This is a genomic window from Pedobacter sp. AC464, from assembly GCF_979253075.1.
Genome location: NZ_CEEDBV010000001.1, coordinates 1,642,927 through 1,655,261 on the forward strand (window position 1 = coordinate 1,642,927; position 12,335 = coordinate 1,655,261).

Sequence of the window (12,335 nt, forward strand, 5' to 3'; positions counted from 1 at the left end):
AGCGATCGCTTTCGGATTGCTTCGTGCCTCGCAATGACGGAAGGCAGTCATTTATTCCAAATATGCCACGCTATAATCTCTTCCTTTCTCAATCGTAACTTCGTAAACACCTTTCGAAATTTCTTTGACATCGGTACCTTTTACCACAGGTTTGGTTTTGCTTGCAATTCTCAATTTTCCCGTTCCGGATGGGGAATAAACTTTAATTTCTTTTTTACTGCAATAAATGGAAATCTCACCGTTTGGCGTGGGCACTTTACCTTCCATCCAGGCTAAACCACCCAAATTTGGCGTTATGGTATAGGTTTCATAACCCGGCGAACTCGGTTCAACACCCAAATAATATTTTCCGAGCAGATAAATTGGACTGGCGCCCCAGGCATGGCAAAGGCTTTTTCCAAACGGCCGGCCGTACATGGCTAAATGTTCGGTTCCTTTCTTATCCGGGTTGTATTCTTCCCAAAAAGAGGTAGCGCCAAGCTTCAACATCCCACCCCAATAGTTTTTCATTTCGTTTAGCACATAAGCTTGTTCACCCATAGCGCATAAGGCCTCTAACTCGTAAAAACGCATGTAAGGTGTGGTAATTTTGGCTATTTGATTGTTCAACAGCACATTCTTCTTTACCGCCAATTTTTGCTCAGGCGTAAAATAATCGAAAAAAATCCCAAACATATTCGCATAACGGGTAACATTTTCAGTTTGCTTATCATCTATTCTACTGTGCACCAATGCACTTTTACGCTGATTCCAATAGCTTTCGAAAATCTTATTTTTCAATTCTTTAGCACGCTCATTATATTTAACGGCACCTTGAGCATCATTTGCGAGGCTGGCACAAAGAGCCATCGTTTCTAAACTTCTGGCGTAAAGCAACTGCTCAAAACTTACTTCTCCATCTTTGCTCAGTTTATCAGCCCAATCGATGAAAATCCAGTCGCCGGGCATCCACTCCAGTAAGCCATTTTTATTTCTTCTTCCGTCGATGTAGGTCATAAGCGATTGCATTCTTGGATAGATATCCTGCACAAATTTTTTATCTCCGGTAAACTTGTAGTAATCATAAATACCTAAAAACCAATAAAATGAATAATCCATAATGGTATTGATGTGGGCTGTAACCGGGTCTTTTCCGCGTTGTGCGAGCAACGTTCGTTTTACTGTCGCCGCATCAAAAAACGAATAGTAATTCATTAAATAACTTTGATAAGCATCGCCGCTCCAAACCCAACGGTCGCGTTTAATGCCATCAATAAAAAATTCCCGCGTGTTTAAGTGGAAGGTGTATTTGGAAACATCGTATATTTTGTTGAGCTCGGCATCTGATGACTTAAAACTTCCGCGTTCTGTAACTGGCGCATATTCGTAAAGCATTGAAATAGAATCTGCAGAAATGCCATTTCCAGGTTGGAAGTTTACATAACGAAATGCCTTCGATAGCGGCATAACCGAGTCCTTTTTTTCAGCTAAATCTACATCAAGGTTATCCAAAGTTTCACATTTATCTGTTGATAAAGCCTCTTCTTTCGATTCTCCATAATACAGGCTTAGCCTTCCATTGCCTTTTAAACCGTGAACTTTTACGAAACCGAAAGTTTCTTTGCCAAAATCTGCAACGTAACCATTGCCGGCTTTTTCCCTGCTTACTGCAGATTGCGCAACAACAGGAAGTTTAAACTGCGAAGGCAATTTAGTTGGGTCGCTTAGATTCCATGAACCAGCAGAAACGAAGGTTGTTCCGGATTTATCAGAAGTTTTACCGCTGGCATCTATCCATTCCTTGTCTTCAAAAGTCGTTAACCACGTTTCGTCTGAAACGATGCTTTTTCCCTGAACAAATATCGCCGGAACGTGTGCTTGATTGTAAACTTTGAGGCTCAGCTTATGTTTTCCGGCTGGAACCTGTACGCTTTTTGGAAACCCTGAAATTGCCTGTCCGTCGATTTTTACGTTGTAAGTTCCTTCTACAAAGAGCTTTACCTCTTCGGCTTGCGTCAGGTTAAACTCTTTATGAAAATCGACAAGAACATAGTGGCTATCCATTTTCCAGAAAACCGGAAAGAAAGAACCCCGCTCCGTTCTCCGGTTTTGCATAACATTGCTCATATAAATATCGAAATCGCCGGGATACCAAATCCATGATGCTTTCTGAGCAAAACATGGGAGCATTATGCAGCCTAAAAGGAAGGGTAAAAGAGCTTTTTTAAGATTTTTCATATCGATCAATTTAACCTTGAGCAGAAATGGAAGCAGCAAAAAACAGGATAAATTCTGCAGCCACCTTTTCATTTCTAGGTGGTGTTTTCTTGTTAATGTCTGTTAAAGAAAATATATAGTGCAAGCATAACTGCAGCAAGCGCAATCCAGGAAATCCACACGTTCTTGTCTGGTTTTTCAATATTGGATTGATGTTCTTCGTTAATCGTGTAAATGCTTGGACTTTTATCTAACAAAGAAATGAGCATTGCGATGATGAGCAAGCCTGCAAAAATGAAGAACGAAAGCATTAAATAGTGTGGCCAGAACAGGTATTTATCTGGTGGCAAAATCCACAAATAGGTTACACCGGTACCTAAACTCATGATTGAACCAATTGAAAGCGTAAAATTGACTGCTTTCCTTGTAGTTCTTTTCCAAAAAACAGTGAGTAAGAATACGACAGAAAGTGGTGGTGCAATGAAGCCTAAAACAGATTGAAAGACATCAAATAAATTTAGGCCTTTAATGTTATCGATTGCCAGTACCACAACTACTGCAAAAATACAGCCGGCAACAACCGCCCATCTCCCAACCTTGATTATTTCTTTACTACCTGCCTGCGGATTGATTTTCTTCACGTAAATATCCATCGTAAAAACGGTGCTCAGGGAATTTAGAGATGAACCGATTGTTCCCACTAGAACAGCAATTAAAACGACGATGACTAAACCGTTCATTCCCGGCGGAAACAAATTAGTAACCATCGTCATATAGGCTTCATTGGGGTCTTTTAGACCCGGAAACAAAACATAACATAAAATGCCGGTACCAATAAATAGCGGTAATGAAAGAATTTTGAGCCAGCCTATAAAACTGACGCCCAACTGCCCCTGCTTTAAATTTTTAGCCCCCAAAACGGATTGAACCATTGATTGATCGGTGCAGAAAAAGGCAACAGCCGCAACAGGATAACCTAATAAAATGGCATACCACGGGTATTTTGGGTCGCTTGCAGGTTGAATCAAGTTCCAAAAGCGGTGCGGTGTTTTTGCATAAAGGGCAGAGATGCCACCAACTTTATTTAAACCCAATAGCATTAATGAGAGGGAAACCGCAATGAGCAAAATCATCTGGAAAACGTTTACCTTCGCAATGGCTTTTAAGCCCCCGAAAAATGTAAACAAGCCTGCAAATGCGACCAGAACGGTTACGGATTGCCACATCGGTATTCCTAAAATCTGGCGAACCAAGAACCCTCCGGCAAACAGTCCCAATGATAACCAGGAGATTAAAATTTTTACCAAAGCGTACCACGCCAAGATATTTTGAGTTGAATCGCCGTAGCGGTTGCCCATAAATTCGGGCATGGTACTCACCTTCGCGGCCAGGTATTTTGGTGCGAACACAATCGCCAGCAAGAACAGGAAAATAAATGCGTACCAATCGAAATTTACGGCAACAATGCCCGTGGTGTAACCAATACTCGCAAACGCAAGCAACATAGAAGGCCCAACATTGGTGCCCCACATATTAAAACCTATACTCGACCAGTTTAGTGATTTATTAGCGAGAAACAAGGTTTCACCCTCTGTGTTGCGCTTCGAGAAACTTGCCCGGTAGCCAATTACCATCAAAATTACGAGGTAAGCTACAACTATGAAGTAATCTAAATTTGTTAAACGTTCTACAATGTTTCCCATTGATTATTTGGTTAGTATTTCGTGGTGTGGCAGGATTTCCTTTTGACGATAAAAGATTGCGATTGCCCGCTTAAAATTTATTTTACCCTTTTTATGGTTCCCATTGCTCGCACATAGCGCCAACTTTCGTGTTGCCGTGCGTTAAGGGGTTATCACAAAAACTATAATCCGATAGATTCCCGCGTAATGTTATTGGCTTTCAAAATATCATCAATCTTTACAGGCAAACCAATTTCCATCGATTTATCCATAGCCTGCAATAGTGCAACTGTACCAATGCCTTCCTTTAAATCCGGGTAAGCGGTAAATTTGTTGTTAATGCTGTCTGCGAAATAATCCAGATAGTTCTGATATTCTCCGGCATGATGACTTTGTCCTTCAAAACGGAAATAATGCTTTAAAGTAGAATCTCCCCAGGTAATAATTTTTTCCTCGCCCGTTTTCGTAGTAACTGAATACCTCAGTTCGTGGTAATCGGCCTGGCTGGCACCCTCTGTGCCGCGAAGAATGCAACTCATACCACTGTCTCTGCTTGCGGGTTGTGTAGGACCCGTATAAGCGCCGCTCACCCTGGCTATACGGCCATCTTTTGCTTTGAAAATAAAGTGCATGGTATCTACATTTTTTATCCCTGCCTTTAAACCATTGCTGCTTAACATGCCGTAGCCCATTACTTCTTCAATATCGGGCATATACCAGCGGATGAAATCCACAGGATGGCTCAAACCACCATAAAGCCACTTAAATGATTCTTTTAACGACCAGCCTTTCTCCAAAAACCAACGGTGGTCTGCATGGTAATGGCTTTCAATCGTAATTAGATCGCCAATTAAGCCTTTATCAAAATCCTTTTTCTGCCGCATAGCAGGTTCAAAAAATCTTGAACTCTGGCCTACAAAAATTTTCTTTCTGGATTTTTTTGCCAATTCCAGTAACTCGTTCGCATGTGCTAAATCATCGATAAAAGGTTTAGTACAAACAACATGCTTTCCATGCTGAAGAGCCAACTTAATATGTTCGAAATGCAAATGATCTGGCGTGTAAATCGCTATCATATCGATTTTGTCGCTGGTTAACATATCCTCGTAGTTTGTCGTCCAGTTTTCGAAATCGAACTCCAGGGCACGTGCTTCGCAAAGCTTTTTATTGGCATCGCAAATTTGGATGAGCTTAAACTTTTTGCTTCCTAAGGATGCAGAAATTGTACTTCTGCCCTCTCCTAAACCTAAAATCCCTAATCTTAACATGGTAATATTTTTTCTAAGCGTTATTATATTTTGTAGTAATTGTTATTGTCCTTACAACTGCATAATGAAACCTTGCCGCATTGCACTTCATAATTTTCTTTTGGCCTCTCTATAGCTATCTAGTAAGTTCATTCAACAGGTTTAAAAAACACCCAAACCTCATCGGGTTTCGTGCCTTCAATTCCCTGCTGATATTTTTTCATTATCGAATTCCATTCGTCTACTCTAGGATTATTCAAAGTCGTTTTGGGGTTTAAATCATCTAGTTTTTTACCTTTTGGGATGCTAATGACTAGCATGAGCTGCCTATCTTTTTTAAAAATTGCCAAACGCTGAAATTCTGCATTACAAAATCCTTTAGAAACCTCGGGCCATTTTTCGAACTGCGTTTTATGGTAACTCAAATATTCATTCTGCATCTTTTCATCATCTAACAAATTGGCAGATAGAATGATATTATCCCACTCGGCAACCGGCTTGTCGCCACAGTTTTTTTCTCGGTTGAAATCATAAAACAAATTATCATATAGCTTAATTTCAACAGCATTTAGCCGCTTCAAAGTCTGTTGTAAACTTTCTACTTTTAAGCTAGAAGTGTAAATAACCAAACGATTATTCCACTTGTAAATAGAACTGAAGTGCAAGTTATTTTCTTTCGCAAAGCCTTCTAAAGCCCTATTTGGCGGTAAATCATCATTTTTGAAAATTAATTCAAACACCACCGGCTTCTCTTCAGCCTGGTTAATGCTTCGATTTGAATAGGTCGATTTTTCCTTCAAAAGGTATTGAAAAGCTGGCTTCAAACCTGCATTCTGTTTTACAGTCTGGGCCACTGCCGGACCGTTTTGCATCCACAAATTATCTGGTCCGTTGGCGTTTTGAAGGTATTTCTCTGTTGGCGTCCAATTGTTTTTTATCGTAAAATACGAAGACCCTTCATCGGTATACAGGTAAAACCAATGGTCGGGAAGATGTGCAAACGGCGCTTTATAAATGCTATCAATCACATTTTCGGTGATATACGAATCAGGTTGGGCAGATAACGTGTAAATTCCCGCAACATCGTACATATGTTTTCCGTAATGATGAATTTTATTGGCGGAAATGGTATTATCCTTCATCGCGTTCTGGCTTTTAGTCCAGCCCCAACCCATGCTGATTCCTGAATAGGAAACGTTATTGATTTCGTTATGCACAATTTTTATGCCCCGAACATAGCCAGCGCCAATACCAACTGCGCCCCAATCCTCGTTCGTAACGTCGGTAATCAAATTGTTTTCAATACCATCGCCAGTCGATATTTCCCGCTTATCCGACGGGTTGTAAGGGAGGTGAACTTCGGTCGCCTCATCAGAAAAAGTGCCAATTAAAATTGCGGAGCCACCAATATCTTTAAACAAATTTCCACGGATTAAACTATTGGAAGTGCCTTTTTTATAATCCAAACCTGTTGATGCAAGGTGAACAAAGCGGCAAGACTGGAAAGACGTGTTGCTCGCATAAGTAACCTCAACAGCCGAAGCCGGACGGCCAACCCATGCCTGATTTTCCAGATTCGGTTTATCTGGTGTGCCTGGTTTTTGAAGCTTGTATGCATCGAGCATGAACATACCTGCCTGATGTGGCACGTGACCTTCTTTCGACGGCCTCAGCCACGTAGAATACGCAAAGGAAATGCCTTTAACGTTAATGAATGACACCGGATTATCAGCTGTTCCTTCAATTTTAAACAGCGTTTCAAGGGCAGGAACAACGACATCAGCGTTTAACATATTCTCTGATGCTTTCGGCCAGTAATAAAGTTTATGACTGTTAAAATCAGCGTACCATTCGCCGGGCTCATCTAAAAACTGTATAGCATTGGATAAATAAAAGGCAGAGTTACCTGTTTTCTCAGAAATCCAGGGCGCTGGCCAGGGGTGTTCAGATTGAATTCTGCTTTCGGGTTGCATAAACGAAAGTTCGGATTTGTTACCAGTCACTTTGGCCGATTGAACACGGAGGTTCGCAATTGCCCACCACTGGTGAATGAGCATCTCCATACCTTGAATATCCTTAAAATTTAAACCCTTCCCAACTGGAATTATGCAGGTTTGCTTTTCCTTATTCCAGGATAAAATCCTTCCCATTGAATCACCATTATAGTTTTTTGCACGCGAAGCTTTAATTCCGTTCACCCAAAGTTGGCGAAAATGTAAGTCATTTCCGCCAAAGTTCGGAATGTTTGCCACCCATATTTTCCCTTTAGCCGCTGCAGGAAGGTTTTTAAGAATTCCATTAAATTTTTTCCAGCCGCCAACTTTTGTACCACCGCTTAAAACGACCTTACCATTAGCAATAATCTCTGTTGGATGCGCTTTCGTTCCCGAGTCTTCAGCACGAAGCACGATGGGCTCGTGGAGTTGATAAATGCCTTTATTTATGACGATGTTAACGCCATCTTTTATCGAAGGATCGTTTAAACGCCTTAACTCCCTTGCTTTTCTGATTGCCAGATGTAATGTTGCCAATGGCTTTTCTTTGGTTCCCGAATTTTTATCAGAGCCATTTGCAGCAACGTAAATATCTACTGCGTTTGCTTTAAGAGCTAAACAACTGAGCAACAGAATAACGATAAGAACTATAAAACACCTCAATTCTCCCGACTTTAGTCGTGAGGACACCGAAGAAGTCAACAGCTTGTTCACGCTGTTTTCGCTTTGCAAATTATTCGCTATCGCCATTCCCATAATTTAATACGATTGCCTGGTGTTACCAGATGAGGAATTATCGACTTGAAAAACAGACTTAAGATAGTTTGTATTAGCCCCAAAATTATATTTCACGTTGGTGGGTTGCTGTGCATCTCTGCTTCTTTCTACAACCAGCCAGCCTTTCCAGTTCATTGCATCGAGTGTTTCTTTAACTTTATTCAAATCAATTTTAGGGTCGTTTTGCAACCAAACTCCATCTTCATTCGTTGCGTGAATCTGGATAATATTTTTTCGGCCTAAAATCCTGAGTTCCCGATGTAAGTCTCTGCCATTTTTAATGGCGTTAGAAAAGTTAAAATAGCTTTTAACAGCGCCGGATCCAACATCTTTCAACAATTGTAATTCGCCGGCGGCATCTAAAGAAGTTTCGATACCAATAACAACACCGGCTCTTGATGCCATCTTCCCAGCCACTTTTAACCGCTCAATTATTGGTTCCCGAAGCTGTGGATTTTGCACTAAATCTCCCTGAACGCCCAGCGGAAGAAAGACAACCTTAACATTCATAGCTTCTGCAGTGTCCAAACAATCCTGAATCATCTTTTTATAAGTTGGGCGTTTAGCAAAAGATTGTGCATAGAAACCGGTCATAGCAAGGGAGCAAATTTCCAAATTCAACGCTTTCGCTTTGTTAAGGTATTCACGCCTAATTTCAGGGTCGGCAAGTTTGTTATCAAAGGTTAGTCTATCCCCTAAACCGCCCATATCAATCTCGATACCATCTGCGCCAAGCTCACGAGCTAAAGGCAAAGCGCTGATTTTCTGGCGCTTCAAAATCATCAAATCGATTACAGCGACCTTATATCTATTCCTTTGCTCAGCTGCTAAAAGCAGTTGATTGGGAAATATAAGCGCTCCCGAAAGCAAAGCGATATTGGCTAGAAAAGTTCTCCTTTTGTACTCCATTGGCTATAACTTTTTTGACATTGATGGAAATAGCTTTTCCAAATTTTCAAAGCCCATCACTGCATTTTTTGGCAACCTTTCTCCTTTTTCACCAAAAACATACATTGCGCTTTCCCGTTCTATGGTCACTTTACTTTCGTCATATTTTCCTGATTTATTCTTAACCGCATTTCCATTCAGCTTAAAGTTTTTAATTAAAAAATCGTACAATGCAATTCGTTTATTAATGCCAAAATCGTGTTTCTCTTCTGGCAGGTGTACGTTTTCTACCTTGTTGGCAAGGCCATAAAAACCATACATTTTCTGGAGATAAGGAAAATCATGTGCAGGCGTGTGTGCAGTCCAATCGCCTCCGTCCGAAACCAATAATTGTGGCCGTGGTGCAGCCATGGCTGCTAATTCGACGTTATCTGTTCCGCCGCCGCATTGGTGAATCGGCATCCCGCTTTCGCAGGGGCAGCCGCCATAAAAGTATGATGACATGGCAACAACCGGCGCACTGAGTTTTATTCTATCGTCTATGGCAGTCATTAAAATCGAATGGCTTCCGGCGCCAGAACCGCCACTGATTCCAACCCTGCTTGTATCCGTTTCCTTTAAAGCGGAGAAATAATCCAAAATCCTAATTCCGCCAAGGGTTTGAACCGTTTGCGCTAAACTCCGGCGATGGTCTTCATATTTAAACTGTAGCATCGATTCGCCCCAGGCAAATAAATCATAGCTGAACGCCATTGCACCCATTCTTGCAATTGTTGCACAGCGGATCTGACAATCGGGCCGGTAACGTTGCTTTTCCCAATGCCCGTCTGGACTTAAAACAAGTGGGATTTTGCCTTTTACATTCAATGGTTTGTATAGTGAACCGTTTATCCAAACGCCAGGCAAAATTTCTAAAGCTATATTTTCGACGGAATAACCATCAAAAATTCTTTTCGCCGTAACAATTGGTTTTGAATTTATTTTAGCAGGCAAAGGCGATAACATTAGCGCCTTGTACAGTTCAGGTTTAATTTCGGCTTTGCGCTTCTCCCAGCTCGCTTTATCGTGGTATTTTGTTGCTAAGTTGTCCAGATAAGCCCATCCATCCTCAACTTCCCATCGGTAATATTCGTACTCTTTTAGCTTGTAAACGCCGGGTTTTTCTTTGTTTACTTTTATATCCAAAGGAGTAAGTACGTTGGCAAGCGTTTCATCAACATCTGCTCGAAAACGCCAGTCGGCATAGTTTACCCATTTATCTTTTACCTGAGGATCTGAATACTTAATCTGAATTTTGAAACGGGTTTGAATATCTTTCAGCACATCAACAAGCGGTTTTTTGTAGAGGTTATCAGTGTTTTGGGTTTGCGCTACGAGATTTGTGAAAAAAGCGAGTAAAACTATCAGCAAAGTAAATTTTCTGGAATTTCTTCGCAGTGCAGCGTCCAAAAGAGTGTAGGATGATGTCGAAAAAAACTGTCTGAGCACAAAATTTTTAAATGTTGCAGCTATTTGAAGCGGCAGCAAAAAAACCTTTGAAACCATTTCAAATAGTTTATCCGTTACAGTCGAAACGACCATCTTAATCAATGAAAACGTATCTAATCTCATGGCTCTTCGCTTTTTGTTTCGGTGATTACAGGCGCTTTATAACCTTTTAACTGCGGCCAAACACCATTTTTTATTTTCTTCAATTTTAGCTTGGAGGGATCTACAACCACGTGTTTAATTTTTTCCCTTCGCCACGTATAAATGAAATGAAGCATTCCATCAGCAGTTTGGATTACGGCCGGATAAGAATATTGACTAATCGGAGAGTCTTCTAATATTATTGCTGCATACCAGTTTTTTCCATCTCTCGAAACAGAAACGTTTAAAGGTGTTCTCGCACCTTTGGCTAAATCGCCTGGTGGCAATACATGGTTGTAAACCAAAACATGTCGCCCGTCTTTCATGGTTACAGCATCGGTGCCGGAGTTATTGTTTGGCAATGACGTTTTAGTTAAAGCCGACCAGGTTTCACCATTATCTTCAGACCATGATTCTACAACTGCTCTGTTCGCTGTTCTGGCTAAAATTTGAAGCTTTCCATTTCCATGCTGCAAAATGCTTGGCTGAATGGCCTTAATCCCGTTTTCTGGGAGCGGCCCAACCATACGCCATGTTTTACCGTTATCTTTTGTAACCTCAAAATGAATTTTCCAACCGTCGCCTTCTTTACTTGAGGGCGCAAACAGATTTCCATTACTAAGCAAAACAGGCTTATTTTTAACCGGACCGATGTAGCCGTCGGGTAGTTTTGTAGCCTCAGACCAGCTTATTCCGCCATCCTTTGAGGTTTTCATCATGCCCCACCATTCAGATGGTTTAGGACCAATTTTGTAGAAAAGCAATAAGTCTCCGCCTGGAACCTGATAAAGCACAGGATTCCATGTCGGTAATCTTTTTCCAGCTGGCTGAATTCCGTCTGCTACTGAAACCGGGGATAACCATTTGCCATTTACAAGCCGACTAATGTAAATTTCTACATCAGGATTGCGTTCTTTTGTGCCTCCGAAAAAAGACGCCACTAGGCCCGTGGGCGTTTCCGCAATTGTTGCAGAATGACACGATGGAAAAGGTGCCTTATCGTACAAGAACTCTTGCGTTACAACGCCATTTTGCCACTTTTCTACCTGCGCATTAGCGTTGATGGCAAATGCAAACACAACGATAAATGTGACGTATATTTTTAGTTTAAACATAATATCTTATTAATCAACTGTCTAATAAATCCGCTTCGAAAATTCCCCGGTTTCACTTGCTCGAAATGGCCAAAAAAGGCTACTGTTACTGCTTAGCTGCTTTTTCTTCTTTAATTTTTTTAGTGTACGCACTATAAAGCGCTCTCCAATTGCGGCCATTGTTATTCAACATTTGTTCTGATTTAGTTTTGTAAATCTCGAAAATAGCCGAAATCTGTTTCATGTTTTTGAAATCGATTGCTTGTTCCCTGGCAATTTTTAAAAAGCCTAAAATCTTCATTTCTTCATCAGCAGTTAAATCAGGAACGATTGATTTGTAACCTTTCATCGTAAACTCAACTTTACCAATGGTGTATTTATCTAAAATTATTTCAACCTGTTCCGGAGATAAATTCTGTTTCAAGGCATCCATCAAAGCTGCGTGAACATTTGAGGGAATGGCAGAATCGGCAATGATTTGCTTATCCAAATCATTTAGTTTGCTACCCGTAACGGGATTTATTCCATCAGGAACTGTAGATGCCGGATGACTGTTATGCCAATCCCTTACAGCGGTTAAGTGAACCGCAATACTATTTTCCACCACTGCTTTCTTCGCCGCATCTGTCAGATTTAATGCAGAAACCCATTCTTTTGCCTTATTTCGAATCTCTTCAGAAACTCCGACATCCTTAGTCTGGCTGAACACATTTACTGTGGTTAGCATTAAAAAGAGAAGCATCAGTGGCGTTAAAAATATTCTCATCATTGTATTTTAATTATCGTTAGCTAAATTTTAATTTGCTTCGTTTTGTGGAGGATAATTAT

At 40.8% G+C, this 12,335-nt stretch carries 8 protein-coding genes; all 8 read right to left on the minus strand.

The genetic code is table 11. The annotated features are described in order from the left end of the window. Window positions 1–51 precede the first annotated feature (51 nt). Window positions 52–2,217, minus strand: a complete 2,166-nt coding sequence (locus tag AC0IWT_RS07035) for an alpha-L-rhamnosidase-related protein (protein WP_471796593.1) — start codon at window positions 2,215–2,217, stop codon at window positions 52–54. A gap of 92 nt (window positions 2,218–2,309) precedes the next feature. After that, window positions 2,310–3,899 (minus strand): sodium:solute symporter family transporter, encoded by a 1,590-nt coding sequence (locus tag AC0IWT_RS07040; protein WP_471796594.1) that lies wholly within the window; start codon window positions 3,897–3,899, stop codon window positions 2,310–2,312. A gap of 161 nt (window positions 3,900–4,060) precedes the next feature. Next, a complete protein-coding gene (locus AC0IWT_RS07045; protein ID WP_056871076.1) occupies window positions 4,061–5,146 on the minus strand; it encodes a Gfo/Idh/MocA family protein in 1,086 nt (361 codons plus the stop codon). A 128-nt stretch (window positions 5,147–5,274) separates the two neighbouring features. Next, on the minus strand, window positions 5,275–7,869 hold the full coding sequence (locus tag AC0IWT_RS07050) for an L-rhamnose mutarotase (protein WP_471796595.1): 2,595 nt from the start codon (window positions 7,867–7,869) through the stop codon (window positions 5,275–5,277). Window positions 7,870–7,878: 9 nt separating this feature from the next. Further along, on the minus strand, window positions 7,879–8,805 hold the full coding sequence (locus AC0IWT_RS07055) for a sugar phosphate isomerase/epimerase family protein (RefSeq protein ID WP_471796596.1): 927 nt from the start codon (window positions 8,803–8,805) through the stop codon (window positions 7,879–7,881). Between the two features lie 3 nt (window positions 8,806–8,808). Further along, the gene (locus AC0IWT_RS07060; RefSeq protein ID WP_471796597.1) at window positions 8,809–10,395 is read right to left on the minus strand and encodes an acetylxylan esterase; all 1,587 of its coding nucleotides are present in this window, start codon (window positions 10,393–10,395) and stop codon (window positions 8,809–8,811) included. After that, window positions 10,392–11,528 carry a sialidase family protein gene (locus AC0IWT_RS07065; protein ID WP_471796598.1) on the minus strand — a complete coding sequence of 379 codons (1,137 nt, stop codon included), beginning with the start codon at window positions 11,526–11,528 and terminating at the stop codon, window positions 10,392–10,394. The genes AC0IWT_RS07060 and AC0IWT_RS07065 overlap by 4 nt, the downstream gene beginning before the upstream one ends. Window positions 11,529–11,613: 85 nt before the next feature. Beyond that, the gene (locus AC0IWT_RS07070; protein WP_471796599.1) at window positions 11,614–12,276 is read right to left on the minus strand and encodes a DUF3826 domain-containing protein; all 663 of its coding nucleotides are present in this window, start codon (window positions 12,274–12,276) and stop codon (window positions 11,614–11,616) included. Window positions 12,277–12,335 lie beyond the last annotated feature (59 nt).